General features: G+C 69.6%; 19 protein-coding genes and 1 CRISPR repeat array. Of the genes, 9 read left to right on the top strand and 10 right to left on the bottom strand.

The genetic code is table 11. The features are described from left to right. Positions 1 to 37 precede the first annotated feature (37 nt). Entirely contained in the window at positions 38 to 526 is a 489-nt protein-coding gene (locus tag FHX37_RS16700) for a hypothetical protein (protein WP_141924767.1), read from the top strand. An 86-nt stretch (positions 527 to 612) separates the two neighbouring features. Beyond that, complete coding sequence (locus FHX37_RS16695; RefSeq protein WP_141924766.1) at positions 613 to 1,116, top strand: hypothetical protein; 504 nt, start codon at positions 613 to 615, stop codon at positions 1,114 to 1,116. 95 nt (positions 1,117 to 1,211) lie between these two features. Continuing rightward, a CRISPR array of direct repeats spans positions 1,212 to 1,484; the repeat unit is 29 nt; unit sequence GGGTCCATCCCCGCGTGCGCGGGGAGCAT. A 776-nt stretch (positions 1,485 to 2,260) separates the two neighbouring features. On the opposite strand, the gene FHX37_RS16690 is transcribed toward FHX37_RS16695, so the two are convergent. From FHX37_RS16690 to FHX37_RS16680, 3 genes are read right to left on the bottom strand one after another with little or no spacing between them, the layout of a single operon-like run. Beyond that, the gene (locus FHX37_RS16690; RefSeq protein ID WP_141924765.1) at positions 2,261 to 2,458 is read right to left on the bottom strand and encodes a hypothetical protein; all 198 of its coding nucleotides are present in this window, start codon (positions 2,456 to 2,458) and stop codon (positions 2,261 to 2,263) included. Further along, entirely contained in the window at positions 2,455 to 2,670 is a 216-nt protein-coding gene (locus FHX37_RS16685; protein WP_211351856.1) for a MerR family DNA-binding transcriptional regulator, read from the bottom strand. Before FHX37_RS16685 ends, FHX37_RS16690 begins: the two co-directional genes overlap by 4 nt. Then, the gene (locus FHX37_RS16680; RefSeq protein WP_141924764.1) at positions 2,667 to 2,918 is read right to left on the bottom strand and encodes an SUI1 family translation initiation factor; all 252 of its coding nucleotides are present in this window, start codon (positions 2,916 to 2,918) and stop codon (positions 2,667 to 2,669) included. The genes FHX37_RS16685 and FHX37_RS16680 overlap by 4 nt, the downstream gene beginning before the upstream one ends. 531 nt (positions 2,919 to 3,449) lie before the next feature. Between FHX37_RS16680 and FHX37_RS16675 the strand changes: the two genes are divergently transcribed. From FHX37_RS16675 to FHX37_RS16660, 4 genes are all read left to right on the top strand, one after another. Then, a complete protein-coding gene (locus tag FHX37_RS16675; protein ID WP_141924763.1) occupies positions 3,450 to 4,217 on the top strand; it encodes a Scr1 family TA system antitoxin-like transcriptional regulator in 768 nt (255 codons plus the stop codon). A 1-nt stretch (position 4,218) separates the two neighbouring features. After that, entirely contained in the window at positions 4,219 to 4,395 is a 177-nt protein-coding gene (locus tag FHX37_RS16670; RefSeq protein WP_141925319.1) for a DUF397 domain-containing protein, read from the top strand. 286 nt (positions 4,396 to 4,681) lie between these two features. After that, positions 4,682 to 5,782, top strand: a complete 1,101-nt coding sequence (locus FHX37_RS16665; RefSeq protein ID WP_141924762.1) for a beta propeller repeat protein — start codon at positions 4,682 to 4,684, stop codon at positions 5,780 to 5,782. Continuing rightward, positions 5,782 to 6,075 (top strand): MoaD/ThiS family protein, encoded by a 294-nt coding sequence (locus tag FHX37_RS16660; RefSeq protein WP_141924761.1) that lies wholly within the window; start codon positions 5,782 to 5,784, stop codon positions 6,073 to 6,075. Before FHX37_RS16665 ends, FHX37_RS16660 begins: the two co-directional genes overlap by 1 nt. 158 nt (positions 6,076 to 6,233) lie before the next feature. Here FHX37_RS16660 and FHX37_RS16655 read toward each other — a convergent pair whose 3' ends face one another. Beyond that, on the bottom strand, positions 6,234 to 6,854 hold the full coding sequence (locus tag FHX37_RS16655) for an AAA family ATPase (protein ID WP_141924760.1): 621 nt from the start codon (positions 6,852 to 6,854) through the stop codon (positions 6,234 to 6,236). A 56-nt stretch (positions 6,855 to 6,910) separates the two neighbouring features. Beyond that, on the bottom strand, positions 6,911 to 7,222 hold the full coding sequence (locus FHX37_RS16650) for a TFIIB-type zinc ribbon-containing protein (protein ID WP_141924759.1): 312 nt from the start codon (positions 7,220 to 7,222) through the stop codon (positions 6,911 to 6,913). Between the two features lie 449 nt (positions 7,223 to 7,671). Between FHX37_RS16650 and FHX37_RS16645 the strand changes: the two genes are divergently transcribed. Beyond that, complete coding sequence (locus FHX37_RS16645) at positions 7,672 to 8,868, top strand: acyl-CoA dehydrogenase family protein (protein WP_141924758.1); 1,197 nt, start codon at positions 7,672 to 7,674, stop codon at positions 8,866 to 8,868. Between the two features lie 231 nt (positions 8,869 to 9,099). On the opposite strand, the gene FHX37_RS16640 is transcribed toward FHX37_RS16645, so the two are convergent. The 5 genes from FHX37_RS16640 to FHX37_RS16620 are packed head-to-tail and all read right to left on the bottom strand — an operon-like array spanning position 9,100 to position 12,900. Next, complete coding sequence (locus FHX37_RS16640) at positions 9,100 to 9,657, bottom strand: GAF domain-containing protein (RefSeq protein ID WP_246062323.1); 558 nt, start codon at positions 9,655 to 9,657, stop codon at positions 9,100 to 9,102. 34 nt (positions 9,658 to 9,691) lie between these two features. Continuing rightward, complete coding sequence (locus tag FHX37_RS16635) at positions 9,692 to 10,276, bottom strand: GTP-binding protein (RefSeq protein WP_141924756.1); 585 nt, start codon at positions 10,274 to 10,276, stop codon at positions 9,692 to 9,694. Next, the gene (locus FHX37_RS16630; protein WP_211351855.1) at positions 10,254 to 10,622 is read right to left on the bottom strand and encodes a DUF742 domain-containing protein; all 369 of its coding nucleotides are present in this window, start codon (positions 10,620 to 10,622) and stop codon (positions 10,254 to 10,256) included. The genes FHX37_RS16635 and FHX37_RS16630 overlap by 23 nt, the downstream gene beginning before the upstream one ends. Beyond that, on the bottom strand, positions 10,612 to 11,043 hold the full coding sequence (locus FHX37_RS16625) for a roadblock/LC7 domain-containing protein (RefSeq protein WP_141924755.1): 432 nt from the start codon (positions 11,041 to 11,043) through the stop codon (positions 10,612 to 10,614). The genes FHX37_RS16630 and FHX37_RS16625 overlap by 11 nt, the downstream gene beginning before the upstream one ends. 60 nt (positions 11,044 to 11,103) lie before the next feature. Then, the gene (locus FHX37_RS16620; protein WP_141924754.1) at positions 11,104 to 12,900 is read right to left on the bottom strand and encodes a sensor histidine kinase; all 1,797 of its coding nucleotides are present in this window, start codon (positions 12,898 to 12,900) and stop codon (positions 11,104 to 11,106) included. 1,234 nt (positions 12,901 to 14,134) lie between these two features. Between FHX37_RS16620 and add the strand changes: the two genes are divergently transcribed. Further along, on the top strand, positions 14,135 to 15,082 hold the full coding sequence (gene add, locus FHX37_RS16615) for an adenosine deaminase (RefSeq protein ID WP_141924753.1): 948 nt from the start codon (positions 14,135 to 14,137) through the stop codon (positions 15,080 to 15,082). Positions 15,083 to 15,172: 90 nt separating this feature from the next. Next, the gene (locus FHX37_RS16610; protein ID WP_141924752.1) at positions 15,173 to 15,847 is read left to right on the top strand and encodes a helix-turn-helix domain-containing protein; all 675 of its coding nucleotides are present in this window, start codon (positions 15,173 to 15,175) and stop codon (positions 15,845 to 15,847) included. Positions 15,848 to 15,850: the final 3 nt, after the last annotated feature.

Genomic DNA, 15,850 nt, shown 5'->3' with positions numbered 1-15,850 from the left:
GGTGGCGGAGCCCGGTTCCCCGACACGAGAGGTAGCGATGTCTTCGGACGAGTACCGGATCGACAACGAGGCGCGGCGGGGGATGGTGTGGCTCGCCTGGGCCCAGATGGTGTGCGGAGTGCTTCTGTTCGTCACCGGGCTGGCGAACGCGTCGCTGGTGAGCGCTTCCTCCTCATCCGGCGCGGCGTGGTGGCAGTACACGCTGTACGCCGTGTGCGGGGCCACGATCGTGGCGGTGGGCGTGCTGAACCGGCACATGTTCCGGCACGCCCACATCCGGCTGCGCCCGGACGGCATCGTCGTCCACGAGTGGCGCGACAGGTTCATCCCCTGGTCGGACATCGCCGAGGTCCAAACCCAGACCTTCATGCGGTTCCGGACGGCCGCGGTGACACTGGTGTCCGGGCGGCAGAGGCGCCTGCCCGCCCCGATGGACAGGATCGCCCAGCCGGACCCGAACTTCCCCGCGCAGCTGGAGACCCTCCGCCAGTGGCTGCGGCACCACCACTCCGGGCAGCGGAGCTGACGCGCGGACCGGAGGCCGCCGGGGAACCGCGGGGTGCCCGCGGCCGTCGCACGTCGCGGACGTGACAGCCCGACGTGGGGACGGCGATGGATTCGGACGGGTACTACCGGATCGACAACGAGGCGCGGCGGGGGATGGTGCGGCTCGCCTGGGCCCAGTTCGCGTTCGGTCTCCTGCAGGTGGCCGCGGGTGTCGCGCGGATCATCCTGGTGCCGCTGGCCTGGGGCGGTGAGGCGGCCTCCGGTCTCTCGCTGGTGCCGCACAGCGCCTACACGCTGTGCGGACTCGTGCTGTGCGCCGCGGGAGTGCTGAACCGGCACCTGACGCTGCACGCCCACACCCGGCTGCGGCCGGACGGAATCATGGTCCACCAGCTGCGCGAACGGTTGATCCCGTGGAGGGAGGTCACCGGTGTCCGGCCGCGGCTCCGGGGGCGGTTCCAGACGGTGGAGGTAACGCTGGCCTCCGGCCGGTCCACGACCCTGCCCGCGCCGGTCTCACCGGCGACCCACCCGGCTCCGGGGTTCGAGCCGCTGCTGAACACCGTCCACCAGTGGTGGTGGTACTACCGCCCCGCTTCCCGGGACTGACGCCGGGGCGGGTGGTTTCGGTGGTCTGTGGAGAGGCGTATCCCCGCGTGCGCGGGGAGGCATGAGGCGCTGAGCTGGGACCTCGCGGCCCTGGCGGGTCCATCCCCGCGTGCGCGGGGAGCATGCCCGGACCGTGTCAGCGGTGACTACGAGTGGGGGTCCATCCCCGCGTGCGCGGGGAGCATAAGAGTCCGGCGAGGTGGGTGTCGCCGGGGTGGGGTCCATCCCCGCGTGCGCGGGGAGCATTCCCCACGGGCCCGGCGCACCTATGGGAGCGAGGGTCCATCCCCGCGTGCGCGGGGAGCATCGACAGCAGTTCCCTCTCACTGGTACCGTGCGGGGTCCATCCCCGCGTGCGCGGGGAGCATCCTCTCTGACCTGGTCTTCTAGGTCGCGCGCATGCCCGTGTGTGCAACTTCTGTATATTCGGACATAACACGCACACCCCTCACAAACGGATCACTACCAGGCGGCGCGGCCTCCACCACCGCGACGAGGCCAGGAGACCACATCCGTCCTTGCGACGCACGCCCTGCCGACCACACCTCCGCGCGACCCCGGTCGGGTACCGAGGCTGAGAACGCGCCCCCTACTCCCGCCCGTGTGTGCACCCGCTGCCAGCACAGCTCACAGGTGACCTCGCCCGGCCCCATCCCCACGTGCGTGGGGCTCACCAGGGATCATGGTGCCCGGTTGGGGCAGCGCGTCGGTCCATCCCCACGTGCGTGGGGCTCACGTAACGCTGCTCACTGCAGCGGCTACGCATACTGGTCCATCCCCACGTGCGTGGGGCTCACGTGACCACCGAACTTTGGGTGCGGTCGGCCATCGGTCCATCCCCACGTGCGTGGGGCTCACAGGCCACCACCTGCGAGAACGCATGGCGTTATTCTTTTGTGATTCCACAGGGCCGGTATTCCGGCGAACGCGGTCAGGATCTGACCGTACCGTCTTGCTACTGAGACCGCACCCCCATGTGAGCCGAGAGGAAGGCGCGGTTTCGCGCTGGTGGCACGGCTCGTGTGTGCCGACATTGTCGTTGTCCACGTATCGCGCGGGGCACATACGTGGTTTTCTCCGATCTCGGCGCCAGCGGCGGGTCCCGCACCCGGGGAACGGCCGGATGCGGGATCCGAGGAAACAGTTACTGGTCGTGGTGGGGCGGGGGTGGGTTCTCGGTGCCGTTCTCGTCGGTGTCGCCGAGCCAGGCAACCACGCGTGCGTGCAGTTCCCGGAGGATGTCGCGTATCTGGCCGGGCCACAGGGCGTTGCCGTCTATGGCCTGGGAGAGCTGCTCCAGCAGGTCGAGTAGTTCCCGGCGTTCCTGCGGGGTGAGGTTCACGTGTCACCACCCCCCTGGTCCTGGTGGGTGGCGGCCATGAGGTCCTGAACCTGGCCGGGCGCGAACCGGCGGTGCCCTCCTGGGGTGACCAGGACCGGGGTCAGGTGGCCCTCGCGTACCCAGGTGTTGACGGTGGAGGTGGTGACGCCGAAGGCCTCGGCGACATCACCCGGACGCAACAGGGACGAGGACCAGATCTCGGGGATACTCACCGAACCACCCCCACCGTGCTCTTCTCCTCGCGCTGGGACAGCCACTGGCGCACCAGCGGGGACAACTCCGCGCGGACGTCGTCGAGACCATCGCCGAAGGCCGGAGGGGTGGAAGATTCCGGCGCAATGTCGGATGCGACGGCCGCGCCGCAGGCCGGGCAGCGCCGTCCTTCCTCCTGTTCCCGCCGGTGGCGTTCGTGCTGGGTCACGTAGGGCCGCACCGGACTGTGCTCCTCGGGATCAAGCACCTCGGGCTCGGAAAGCGTCCCGGCGACTGGTTCCGGCCTCGTTGCCGGAAACCTCTGCGGCGGCACAGTGAACCGGCGCGCCGCCGCACGACGGCGGGACGCGAGTGGCACCGCGGCGTGTGGTTCCAGACGCTCGCGGCGATGCCGGTAACGCGTGCGTGGGAACAAGGCGATCGCCAGGATCACGAGCAGCGTCCACAAGGACGCGAGATTATGCATAAACTGGGGCATCGTCATCGACTCCATTCCAGTCGGTGGCCACACCTCCGGAGAGCGGGCACTCTCGCGGAGGTTCTTTCATGACATCTGCTTTCTGAGCATGTGGACCGAGGCCACAACACGGTGAAGACAGATCCACCCCCAACCGGGGGTGGATTCCACCCGGTATGCCTCTTTCTGGCTCTGTTCTGACGCGAGTAGTTGTGTCATGCCGTTCAGGGTGATCCCGGTTCCCGCCGCCGCGTAAGGACACACGTTTATTCCTGTTCTGATACTCCCCACCTGTGATGCGACCGTGAGATTCTGTGTTATATGAATGATCTGCAACGAGAGCTTCGTCGCCTCCGCAAACAGCGCGGACTCACCCAGGCACAGGTCGCGGACGCCATAGGCTACGTCCCTTCCGCCGCTTCCAACTGGGAAACAGGGAGGACAACCCCGGATCGAGCTACAGCGAAAAAGCTCGATGAGTTCTTCGCCGCGCGTGGCGGCCTGGTGCGCATATGGGAAGAAACTACACAGGCAGACGGGGTGCCCCCGTGGTTGCGCGATGATAAGCAGCTCTCAGAACGTGCTGTATCGATTGAAGTTGTCACACCTGTGTTGGTCCCTGCGCTACTGGAATCGCCGTTGTACGCACGTTATGCGCTGGCGGAAGGGCGACCGTCCGACCCGATGGGAGCCATTGAGGAACTCGTCCGCGTTCGCTGTTCCCAACTTGACCAGCTCGGCAAGGACGTTCGTGTGTTCGCGACCTTCCCCGAGACAGGCCTGACCGGTGTTCCCTATCCCGCCCGGAAAGAGCAAGCGACCCATCTGCTAGAACGCATCGCCTCTGACCGTGTACGGGTTCACATGATCCCCTCCGGAAGCATCCTGGCCGGTGTCACGTCCCCCTTCCAGATCTACCGGCTTCAGGACGGGTCACGAGTCGCAACATCCGAACACACGAACGGCACTATCATCGTCAATGAAACTCTGGGTGTGCAGCGCCTCCAAGACCTTGCGCGTACCGCCCTTGGTAGTGCGCTCCCTGCAGACGACACCTTCCGCAAGTTGAAGGAGATTAGTGATGCATGAGATGCACGAGTGGCGCACGTCCAGCTACTCCCAGAACGGGGGGCAGTGCGTCGAGGTCCGAGACCATGCGGCTGGAGCGGATGTCCGCGACACCCAGAACCGGCGGGCCGGGCACCTGTCGTTCTCCGCTTCCGAGTGGCGGGCGTTCCTCGACGAGGTCCGGTCCGGCCGCCTGTAACCCCCTGCCCCGTAGCCGTCCGTGACCGCGGGAGGAACGCGGTAACCCCCGGCTGTGGCTGGAAGGTCGGGACTCCCGGGGCTCCTCGCGGAATCGGCGGCCTTGTCCATGCCGTACTCGTATCCGCCCGGTACGAACAGGTCCGTGAGAGCCGTTGGGGCCGCCTCGGCGATTCCTCCCGCTGGTTCCATCCCCCTCCCGCCTCTCCCACCACGTGTCGGAGCCCGTAAATGTCGGCGGGCTCTGCCAGAGTGAACGGCCAACCGGTCCACTACGGAGGTTGACCATGCCGTTTCTTCTGGCCATCGGAACCCGCAAGGGGCTGTTCACCGCGCGCAGCGACGACCGCACCACCTGGCGGGTGAGCGGTCCGCACCGTCTCGACCCGGAGGACTACGCCAACACCGCCGGGGTGTACGCCGTGGGCATCGACCCGCACACCCGCCGGATCCTGGCGGGGACGGAAAGCTCGCACTTCGGCCCCAGCGTGTGGTTCAGCGACGACCTCGGCGAGAGCTGGCACGAACCACCGCGCGCCCCGATCGCGTTCCCCGCCGACGCCGACGAGGCCTTCGTCCGGGTGTGGCAGTTCGCGTTCGGCGACGATCCGGGAACCGTCTACGCCGGTGTCGAACCCTCGGCGCTTTTCCGCTCCACCGACGGCGGGGAGAGCTTCTCGCTGGTACGCGGCCTGTGGGACCACCCGCACCGCCCCCACTGGTTCCCCGGCGCCGGCGGCAAGGCCCTGCACACCGTCCTCCCCGGCAGGGTGGACGCCGACGGGACCGACCCGCGGGCGATGACGGTGGCCATGTCCACCGGCGGCGTGTACCAGACCCGCGACGAGGGGCGGACGTGGACCCCCGCCAACCACGGCATCGGAGCCCCCTTCCTGCCCGGCGAGACCCCCGAGTACGGGCAGTGCGTGCACAAGGTCGCGCTCGCCAGCGACGGCGTGTTCTACACGCAGAACCACCACGGCGTGTACCGCAGCGGCGAGCCCCGCCGCGGGTGGACGTCGATCGCCGACGGGCTGCCCACCGACTTCGGTTTCGCCATGGTCCCCCACCCGCACACCCCGGGAACCGTGCTGAACTTCCCCGTCGTCAGCGACACGTGCCACCTGCCGCCGGACAACCGGCTGCGTCCCTACCGCACCGAGGATGGCGGCGCGACCTGGCACCCGGCGGACCGCGGTCTCCCGGGGGAGCCGCACCACGGCATCGTGCTGCGCGACGCCGCCTGCACCGACGGGGCGGACGTCCCCAGCTTCTACTTCGGAACCCGCAGCGGCGACGTCTACGCCGCCGCGGACGGCGGGGAGTGGCACCGGGTCACGCAGCATCTGCCGGACGTGCTGTGCGTGCGCGCGGCGGAGGTGGCGTGATGGGGGCGACCGTTGTCCTGCCGCAGGTGTTGCGCTCCGACTGCGACGGCGCGCCGTGCGTGGAGGTGGAGCCTCCCGTCCCCTCCGGAGGGGCGACGCTGCGGGACGTCCTCGACGAACTCACCCGCCTGCACCCGCGGGTGGACCGGCGGATCCGCGACGAGCGCGGCCAGCTGCGGCGCTACGTCAACGTCTTCGTCGGCGACGAGGAGTGCCGCGGCATGGCCGGGCTGGACACCCCCGTACCGGACGGGGAGGAGGTTCGGGTGCTGCCCTCGGTGGCGGGCGGCTAGGTTCTATTTTCGGGCGCTGTTCGTCGCGAGCGGCGTCTCCGGTGCCGCCCGGCAAGGCCGAGGAGGGAGGCGGAGCGGACCCTCCGCCGACCGACGGGAACGCCGCCGGGCGGTGCCCTGGGGCGACGCGCAGCAGGACAAGCGTCCGAAAACAGAACCTAGCCGTGGCGGTGGTCGATCCAGGCCGTGACGCGCGATGCCGTGTCCGCGACGGTGCCGTCCGTGGTGTCCAGCAGCGTCATCGGGGGGCTCATGCGGTGGGCCGTGTCGCTGACCCACGCGGCGTAGTCGAGCATCTCGGCGATCCGCGGCTCGTCCCACTGGCGCCAGGCGGGCCGGGCGCGCAGCCGGGCGGCGAGCGTGTCCGGTTCGCACGTCAGCGCCAGGTAGTGGATGTCGGAGAACAGCGCCCGTTCCGGCAGCGGTTCGAGCTCGGGTGGCACCACGGTTCCGCACAGGACGACGGGACGCCCGCTCTGCTGGATCATTCCGGCCATCCGTAACCAGGTTGTCCGGAACCGCCGGTGTTCGTCCGTCGGGTCGCGCAGTCCCGCGGTCCACAACACGTCCTGTTCCAGGACGACGAACCGGTCGGCGAGCGCGTCCACCAGCAGCCGCCCCACCGCGGACTTGCCGGTGCCGCTCGGGCCGGTCACACAGTACAGCGGAAGGCGGCGGAACGGTTGGCGGTGGCCGCAGGTGACACACGTGAGGGCCGCTTCGGCGGCCCCGGAGGGGTCGACGCGCGCGCCGCAACGCGCGCAGACGAGCGGGTTCACGTGGTCTCCCGGCGGGATCGGATGCTGTTCGGCGGACAGCGTCCACCGGACAGGGCCTAGTCGAAGAGGTTCTCCAGGAAGCTCTTCTTCCGCCGTTTGCCGTACGGGCGGGGTGAGTCGGGATAGCCGCGCCGGTCCCCACTCGGGAAGGGTGGCCGGTCCCCACCCTGGAAGGGCGGGGGAGAGTCCGGGCGGCCGCCACCCTGGTAGGGCGGAGGCTGGGCACTGTAGTGCTGTTGTTCCGCCGAGGCGATCTGTTCGAGCTCACCGTGGTCGAGGAAGATACCGCGGCAGCTCTCGCACTGTTCCAGGTGCACACCCATCCGGTCGTAGGTGCGCATCGAACCTTGGCACTTGGGACATATCACGGCGGCAGCCTACGAGGGAGCGTGTAGGTAACGGATAAAGACACGGTCGATCCGCCGGGGAGCCGGCGTGGTCGGGCGAACCGTCCCGCCCGTCGTTTCCGGCCGGTAGCGTGGTTGCCCGAGCACTGTCGGTGTTTTTTCATGTGCGCGGTCCGAATTCCGTGTTATAGACGGACCGGAACCAGGGAAACGATGGGAAGCGCGTAGGGAGTATGGTTTCCGCTGGGAAAAAAGTTCGGACTACCCACTTTCTCGTTTTCCTCCTGATAAACCTCACTCACAAGTGATTCCTTTCATTGGTTTTGTTCTGTGAAGTCAGGTTGGCGATGACTTGTGTTTTGTATGCGGTATATCCACCATGACCAGGAGGCACATCCATGGGTGAGACAGTCTCTTATGTCTGTTGAGGAGTGCCTGCGGGTTGGAAAACGACGTGGGAGGAGCTCCGCATGGCCGGCTCGTTCACGAGTGAACGACACGAACGCCTACGGAAAGAGGTCCGGGCTTTCGCAGAAACCGAAATCCTCCCTCACGTGCCGGAGATGGAAGAGTCCCGGTCCGTGCAGCACGGCCTGTCCCAGTTGATAGCCGGGCAGGGCTGGATCGGGGTGACGATCGGTCGCCAGTACGGCGGAATGGGTGAGGGGCATCTCGCGAAGACGATCATCATCGAGGAGCTTTCCCGGGTCAGCGGCGCGATGGGAGCCATGGCCCAGGCCTCGCAGCTGGGCGTGGCCAAGATCCTCAACTACGGAAACGAACGGCAGAGGAAGGCCTGGCTCCCGGAGATCGCCAGCGGCGGCTGCCTCCCGACGATCGCCGTGACCGAGGAGGAGTCCGGGGGCCATGTCCTCGGCATGGAGGCCGAGGCGGTGCGGGACGGCGACGACTACGTCCTCAACGGCCGCAAGGTGTACGTCGGCAACAGCCACGTCGGTGACCTGCACGGTGTCGTCGTCCGGACCGGCCCGGGGTCCAAGGGGCTGTCGGCGTTCCTGGTGGAGTCGGACCGCCCCGGCCTGTCGTTGGAGCCGCACCGGCCCGCCATGGGACTGCACGGGTTCAGCTTCGGCGAACTCGTCTTCGACGACTGCCGGGTTCCCGCGGAGAACATGCTCGGCTCCGAGGGCGACGGCCTCCCCGTCGCCTACTCCTCCAGTGTCCTCTACGGCCGGGCGAACCTGGCCGCGGTCGCCCTGGGCATACACCAGGCCGTGATGGAGGCGACGGCGGCGTTCTGCACCGAGCGGGAGCGTTACGGCGAACCGTTGAGCGAACTCTCCCCCGTCAAGATCAAGCTGGGACAGATCCAGTCGCGGCTGATGACGGCGCGCACGGCCCTCTACCACGCGACACAGCTCCTCGACGCGGGAGAACCCTGCGACGCGGAGCTGATGAACGCCAAACTCGTCAACGTCGAGAGCGTCCTGGACTCGGTGCGCACCGCGATGGAGGTGCACGCGGCGTGCGGGCTCTCCACGGACCGTCCGGTGGAGCGCTACCTGCGCGACGCCCACCACATCTTCGCCCCCGCCGGGACGTCGGACGTGCAGTTGATCCGGCTCGGCGACATCGCGCTGGGCGCGGAGTCGCGGCAGTGGTCCCAGCGCCTGGCGTCCCCGGCGGAACCGGAACCCGTCTCCTGAACGGTCCTGCGGCCCTCCGCCGGCAGAGGCCGGCGACAGCCGGGCAGCGGGACCTCACGAACCGAACCGACACAGCCACACGGCCGCGAGGGGAAGGAGACCGGGTCCGGTCCCGTCCCGGCCACCGCCGCAGCACTGGGTCGGCTGCTGGCTCTGGCCGCTCACCCGGCGGTGCTCTCCCGGGAGAGCACCGCCGGTGCCGCTCGGGCCCGCCGGGCCGGACGGCGGACGCTACTCCGCCGAGACGGCGCGCTTCCGGATCCGTTCCATCAGCTCGGCGGCCCGGGTCTTGATGAGTTCCAGACCGGGGCGGCCCCACGGGCGCTGCTCCCGGTCCACGACACAGATCGTGCCGAGCGTCGTCCCGGAGTCGTCGATCAGCGGCGCTCCCAGGTAGGAACGGATACCGATCTTGTCCACGACCGGGTTCCCCGCGAACCGGGGATAGTCGCACACGTCGTCCAGGACCAGGGGAAGGCGCCGGGCCACCACGTGCGGGCAGTAGCCGTGGTCCCGGGGCATGACCCGCCCGACGTCCACCCCGGGCCCCGCGGCGTTCCCCTGCACGTGGGGGGAGGCGTAGAGGCCGGCGAAGTACTGGTGGTCGTCGTTCATGAAGTTGACCATCGCGAACGGGGCCTCGGTCGTCCGGGCGAGTTCCTGGGCGAACTCGTCGAACTCCTGCTCGGCGTTCTCGCCCAGCTGGAGCTCGCGCAGCCGCGTGGCGCGCCGCGCCACCTCCGGGTCCGCGGGAGTGAGCAGGTGTCCTGTAGCTGGTTCTTGGGTCACGGGGGGCTCCATATCTGCGAGACCGCCGCCCGTGTCAGGCGACGGTGGGACGGGCATTGGTGGTGAGCAGGTGCTGGACCAGCGATACCAGCACCGAGGTTCCGGAGCGGGCGTCCCGGGCGTCGCACAGGACGACCGGAACGTGGGGTTCGAGTTTGAGAGCGGCCCGCACCTCCTCGGGTTCGTAGTGGAAACCGTCGTCGAACTCGTTGACCGCCACGAGGAAGTTGATCCCGCGGCTCTCGAAGAAGTCGACAGCGTCGAAGCAGGAGTCCAGGCGGCGCGTGTCGGCCAGGACGGCCGCGCCCAGCGCCCCGTCGGAAAGCTCGTCCCACATGAACCAGAAACGGTCCTGGCCGGGGGTTCCGAACAGGTAGAGCACGTTCTGCGGATCGATCGTGATACGGCCGAAGTCGAAGGCCACGGTCGTGGTGGACTTGTTCTCCACTCCCGCCAGGTCGTCGGTGCCGACGCTGGCCGCGGTGAGGAGCTCCTCCGTGCTCAACGGCTCGATCTCGCTCACGGCACCGATGAACGTCGTCTTACCGACACCGAATCCCCCTGCGACCAGGACCTTCGTCGCGGTGGGGAACAGCTCAGAGCCGTCGCTGTAGGCCATCGAGCAGCGCCTCCAGTACATGTCTGTTGGTGGGATCGCTTGCGGGCTTGGGGGCCTGGGTGGTGACCGCGCCGCAGTCGACCAGGTCGGAAAGCAGGACTTTTGCGACCACCGCGGGCAGCCGCATGTGCGCCGCGACCTCAGCTACGGAGGTGGGGCCGTGGCACAGGTCGAGGGTCTGGGCGTGTTCCGGGTCCAGTTGTGCGTGGGCGACGTTGCCGGTGGACCGCACCAGGGACAGCAGGTCGAGCTGTTTCGTGGGAGAGGTGCGCCCGTTGCTCACGGTGTAGGGGCGCACCAGGCGTCCGGCACTCCCGTCCAGCCACATCTCCTCGTCAGAAGCCACCGTGCTCACCGGAATGTGACGCTGCTCGAGCCGGGGTGGCGAGGAACGGGCGCACGCTCTTGATCAGCTGGGACATCTCGTAGCCCAGCACGCCGGCGTCGGCGCTGCGGTCCGCCATGACCGCGAGGACGGAGCCGAAGCCGGCGGAGGAGACGAACAGCAGCGAGTCGTCGAGTTCCACCACCACCTGGCGCACCAGGTCGCTGCCGGCGAACTTCGCCCCGGTCCCGCGCGCGAGGGAGAAGAGCCCCGACGCGATCGCCGAGAGTTGCTCCGCGCTGTCGGTGTCAAGTCCGTACGCTGCTTTCGTCAACCCGTCCGAGGAGAGCAGGACGACGCTCTTGGTGTGCGGTACCCGCTCCACCAAATTGCTCAGCAGCCACGTGACGTCTGATTCCTGGTTCGGAGGAACAGCACTCATAGTACGGTCTCTTCCTTTGGGTAGGTGCCGGGCGGTTAGGACCTGTTCGACGAACGGGTCCTAGGGGGTGCTGTCAGTGCGACCCAGGGAGCTGTCCTCGGTCTCCTCCTCGGCGCGTTTGAATCCGCTCTGGAAGGAAGCCATCAGTCCCGGAGAGTGGTCGGCGGTCTGCTCGTCGTTTCCGGTGGCGGGGCCGTCGCGCAATTGGGGTGCCATGTGCCCCTGGACACGTCGTTGTGGAAGCGGTGGGCGTTCCCGCTGGCCTCCCTGCTGGTGCCTGCCGGCTTCGTCAGTGGAGCGTGTGGGCCTGAGGTCGGAGTTCTGCGTGCTCGTCGGGCCGTCGGGCATCCCCTGCCCGGAGGGCCTGGTGCTCTGTTCCGCGGCGGTCGGGCCGCCCCCGGGGTTCCCGTGGCCGTTCTCCGCAGGGGCTCGCCTGTGCGCGGTGGGCGTCTGGCCGGTACCCGCCCCCGCCGGTCCGGTGCCCGCTCCCGCCGGGGCGGGGCCCGGACCCGTCTGGCCGGCACCCACGGCCGCCGGGGCGGGAGGCGGCGACGGGACGGTGCCCTGGGTCGGGGCGGGGCTCATCACCGGAGCGGAGGGCGGTGCTGGGTCCGGCTCCGGTGCTGCCGGTTGCGCTTCGGCCTGTTGCTGGCTCTCCCGCAGCGCCGGGTTGACGAGTTCGTTCGGCAGCACCGCGATGGCCTGGGTGCCGCCGTACACGTTGGTTCGGAGCTGGACGCGGACATTGTGCTTCCGGGCGAGGGTGGCGACGACGAACAGGCCGATCCGCCCGTCGCGCAGCAGCTCGCTGACGTTGATCTGCCCCGGGTCGGAGAGCAGCTCGTTGATCTGGTGCTGCTCGTCGGCGGGGATGCCCAGTCCCCGGTCCTCGACCTCGACGGCGACGCCGGCGGCCACCTCCTCGGCACGCAGCAGCACCTGGGCGTGCGGCGGGGAGAACTTCGTGGCGTTCTCGGTGAGCTCGGCGACCAGGTGGATGATGTCGACGACCGAGGCGCCGTCCAGCGTTCCCGCCGTGGAGGGAACCACCTTCACACGCGAGTAGTGCTCGACCTCGGCGACCGCCGACCGCAGCACCTCGAACAGGTGGATCGGCTCGCTCCACCGGCGCCGGGAGGACGAACCGCCGAGCACGGCCAGACTCTCCGACTGGCGGCGCATCCGCGTGGCGAGGTGGTCGATGGTGAACAGCCCCTTGAGGAGCTCGGGGTCCTCCACCTGGGACTCCAGCTCGTCGAGCAGGCTGATCTCCCGGTGCACCAGGGACTGCATCCGCCGCGCGACATTGACGAACACCTCGACCTGCTGGTCGGAGTCCTGCGCGGGCTTCAGGTCCGCCACGTCGTTGACCGCCTGTTGCGCGGAGCAGTACCCCTGCTGCAACTCGGCGGCCAGCAGCGCGAACGGGTCACTGTTCGCGGCCGGGTGGGAGGCGGCCTGAGCCGGCGTGCCGCGCTCGCCGGCACGCACCCGGTTGACCATCCGCTGGACGTCGTCCCTGCCGTTGTGGTTCAGGGAGCGCAGGGCGTCGACACGTTGGTTGATCCGGTTGGTGGCGCTCTCCGCCCCGTAGAGGGCGCAGGCGAGGATGAGTGTGATTCCCGCCGCCGCCACGGCGAGAACGCCGCGGGTCATGGTGGGCGAGGTGAGCGGGAAGAACAGGACCGTCACCGTCGCGACGCTCAGTACCGTGACGGCGGCGGCGGGAAGAACGGCTATCCACAGGTGCAGAGTACGGACGCCGCTGGGTTCGTGCGCTTCCGGCGGAGGGGAAGACGCGTCGGTTCCGTGGGCATGTCGGTGCTCGGCGTTGGAGGACGAAGGGGGGTCAGACATTAGCTTCCTCGGTACATGAGGGCCCGGTTGGTAACAGGGACCACGCGCTGACAGGGGCACGATAGCGACGTCAAGGCCGTCCGCGTGGAAAAGTGCGCGTTTCGGTTCCGGTCCCGCCCGGGCGGGAGGGAATCCGTGTGACCGGTCGTCCCGCCGTCTCGGTCGGTTCGCTCCGTTCGCCGGATCCGGAAGGTCACCGTGGTCCGCGCACTCTTCTTCGCTCCGGCCGCCGCGCTCTCCACCCCGCGCGTCCGTGCGCGATCCGATGCGGCTCCCAGGCAGCGCTACGTCGTCAGCGGGGAGCGGCACAGGGGCGGCGACGAAGCCCCCATCCGGCTCTCGCCGGGTAGGTCCTGTTTTTCGGACGCTTGTCCTGCTGCGCGCCGCCCCGGCACACCGCCCGGCGGCTTTCTCGTCGGTCGGCGGAGGATCCGCTCCGCCTCCCTCCTCGGCCGTGCCGGACGGCACCGGAGACGCCGCTCGCGACGAACAGCGTCCGAAAAACAGGACCTAGCCGAATCGCCGGTGCCACCTCCTCTCGACTCGCTGGGGCCCGTACTCCTCGGCCCCGCGCCTCTCCCGGACGGCTCCGCTGGTCGCACCACTCGTTCGCCAGCGGGACCGTACCGCGCTCGTACGTTTCCCGCCTCGTGCCTTCCCAGAGGACACCACCGAACGGGATTCGCGCGGCACTGAACGTGAGGCCGTGCGGACGCGGTCCGGACGCTGGCTGTTGAGCTGGTCCGAGCGCGCCCCGATGGTCGTATCCGCGTCACGGACGGGGCCGCCATTCGCGCGATGACGTGGCGGGCGTTCCACGACCCCTGGGAAAGCGGGAGTCGCGGCCATACCCGCTCGTGGCGGACGTTACCACGTTGATCGTGCGAATGCCCGGGATGTTCAGGATGCGGAACGCTCCGAAACCACTGGTGACCGTGTTGATGGTTGACCGGTGGCGCGCCGCGCGCGAGGCGGGCAGGGGCTCGGATCCGGGAGCGCGGTGTGGGAGCAGGGCTGCCGTCCGGGCCGTCGTCGGCGGTCCGCCGGCGACGGCGAGGAGAGCGTTCCCAGGTCCGTGCGCAGGGGATTCGGATAGGAAGCGGGCGTCGCTGGCACGCACCGAAAATCCCTGTCCCGCACCCGCGCGGGTGGGCTACTCTGAGCGGCTGCCCCACCGAACCCGCCCGGGACACGCGTCCACCAAGCGGGACCCCGACCCAGGGAGCCGCCGAACATGACACCGTACGATGTTCCCACCGGCCGAGTGGAACTGCACTGCCACCTCGACGGCTCGGTCCGCCCGGACACGGTCGCCGAGCTGGCCGCCGAGGAGGGAGAGCCCCTGACGGTCCCGGCGACCGAGGCGCTCGTCGCCCCACCCGTGTGCGGCAGCCTCGTGGAGTTCCTCGGCTACCTCGACCTCGCCCTGCGGGTGCTGCAGACCCCCCACGCCTTGGGCCGCGCCGCGCGGGAGCTCGTCGAGGACTGGCACGCCGACGGCCTCGTCTACGGCGAGGTGCGGTTCGCGCCCCAGTTGCACCAGCAGCGCGGCATGACCATGGACGACGCGGTGCGGGCGGTGGCCGGCGGCCTGCGTGAGGGCGCGGCGGCCACCGGGGTGCGGACCGGCCTGCTGCTGTGCTGCCTGCGGCACCAGCCCCCCGAGGTGAGCGAGAGTGTCGTCGACACCGCGCTCCGGTGGCCGGACCTCGTCTGCGGGGTGGACCTCGCCGGTGACGAGACCCAGCCGGGAACCCCGCACCGGTCGGCGTTCGACGCCGCCCACGCCGCCGGCCTGCCGGTGACCATCCACGCCGGCGAGGTGGCCGGCCCCGAGAGCGTGTGGGAGGCCGTCGACGTGCTCGGTGCCGCGCGTGTCGGCCACGGTGTGCGTGCCCCGGGGGATTCGGCGCTGCTGGAACGGCTGCGCGCGGACGGGATCGCGCTGGAGACGTGTCCCACCAGCAACGTCCAGACCCGTGCCGTGCCCGGACTCGCGCGGCATCCGGCGGACGCGTTGCTGCGCGCCGGTCTGCCCGTCACCGTCAGTACCGACACGCGCACCACCTCCGCGACGACCGTGGGCGGAGAGTTCCGGGCGCTGGCGGGCCAGTTCGGCTGGGGCGAGGACGAGGAGGCGCGGTGCCAGCACCACGCGCGCGCCGCCGCGTTCGGGTCCTGACGGCCGTTCCCGGCCGGGGTGCGCGGGCGTAACGGCTGGTCACGCCGGGTAAGGGGACCGTGACCGGCTCCCGTGGCGGAAGAGGAGGCGATGGTGGATCCAGCCGCCGGACACCCGCAGGGGGACTTGGGGCGGCGTGCCGCCCACCGTCGGGAGGAGCTCGGCCTCACGTGGGAGGAGGTCGCCGAGCGTGCCGGGATGAACTCCGGCTACGTCGCCTATCTGGAGACCCACCCTCCGAACCTCAGCCGCCGGTCCCTGAGCCGGTTGGCGCGCGCGTTGCGCACCACCCCCGAGGCGCTGCTCGGCAGCGACACCGACGTACCGCCGGGAGGCGGGCGGACCGCGCTCCCCGAGCCGGTGCTCGCCGAGCTGTCCCGGGAGGAGTGCCTGCGCCTGGTGTCCCCCGGCGGGGTGGGGCGTGTCGCGTTCACCAGGGGAGGTGAGTCCGCGCCGACCGTGCTTCCGGTGAACTTCGCCCTCGTGTCCGAGACGGTGGTGTTCTGCACCGCCTTCCACGGGGTGCTCGCCACACACGCCACCGGGGAGGTCGCCTTCGAGGTGGACCAGCTCGACGGGACCATGAGCGAGGGGTGGAGCGTCCTCCTGCGGGGCACGGCCCACCCGGTGCTCGGTGAGGAGGAGCAGGCCGAACTCCGGTCCGCGGCGCGCGTGCGCTCCTGGGCGGGACCGGACCGCGACCTCTACGTCCGGATCGTGCCCCGTCAGGTCACCGGGCGCCGCATCCACAACCAGACGGGGTAGGGC

It is taken from the genome of Haloactinospora alba, from assembly GCF_006717075.1.
Lineage (GTDB): Bacteria > Actinomycetota > Actinomycetes > Streptosporangiales > Streptosporangiaceae > Haloactinospora > Haloactinospora alba.
This window is presented reverse-complemented; position numbering and strand designations above follow the sequence as displayed.

Excerpts from the sequence above, each read along its gene's own strand:
- FHX37_RS16620 (WP_141924754.1), bottom strand. The coding sequence starts at position 12,900 with ATGTCTGACCCCCCTTCGTCCTCCAACGCCGAGCACCGACATGCCCAC.
- FHX37_RS16665 (WP_141924762.1), top strand. The coding sequence starts at position 4,682 with ATGCCGTTTCTTCTGGCCATCGGAACCCGCAAGGGGCTGTTCACCGCG.
- FHX37_RS16610 (WP_141924752.1), top strand. The coding sequence starts at position 15,173 with ATGGTGGATCCAGCCGCCGGACACCCGCAGGGGGACTTGGGGCGGCGT.
- add (WP_141924753.1), top strand. The coding sequence starts at position 14,135 with ATGACACCGTACGATGTTCCCACCGGCCGAGTGGAACTGCACTGCCAC.
- FHX37_RS16625 (WP_141924755.1), bottom strand. The coding sequence starts at position 11,043 with ATGAGTGCTGTTCCTCCGAACCAGGAATCAGACGTCACGTGGCTGCTG.
- FHX37_RS16660 (WP_141924761.1), top strand. The coding sequence starts at position 5,782 with ATGGGGGCGACCGTTGTCCTGCCGCAGGTGTTGCGCTCCGACTGCGAC.
- FHX37_RS16670 (WP_141925319.1), top strand. The coding sequence starts at position 4,219 with ATGCACGAGTGGCGCACGTCCAGCTACTCCCAGAACGGGGGGCAGTGC.
- FHX37_RS16675 (WP_141924763.1), top strand. The coding sequence starts at position 3,450 with ATGAATGATCTGCAACGAGAGCTTCGTCGCCTCCGCAAACAGCGCGGA.
- FHX37_RS16700 (WP_141924767.1), top strand. The coding sequence starts at position 38 with ATGTCTTCGGACGAGTACCGGATCGACAACGAGGCGCGGCGGGGGATG.
- FHX37_RS16645 (WP_141924758.1), top strand. The coding sequence starts at position 7,672 with ATGGCCGGCTCGTTCACGAGTGAACGACACGAACGCCTACGGAAAGAG.
- FHX37_RS16695 (WP_141924766.1), top strand. The coding sequence starts at position 613 with ATGGATTCGGACGGGTACTACCGGATCGACAACGAGGCGCGGCGGGGG.
- FHX37_RS16635 (WP_141924756.1), bottom strand. The coding sequence starts at position 10,276 with ATGGCCTACAGCGACGGCTCTGAGCTGTTCCCCACCGCGACGAAGGTC.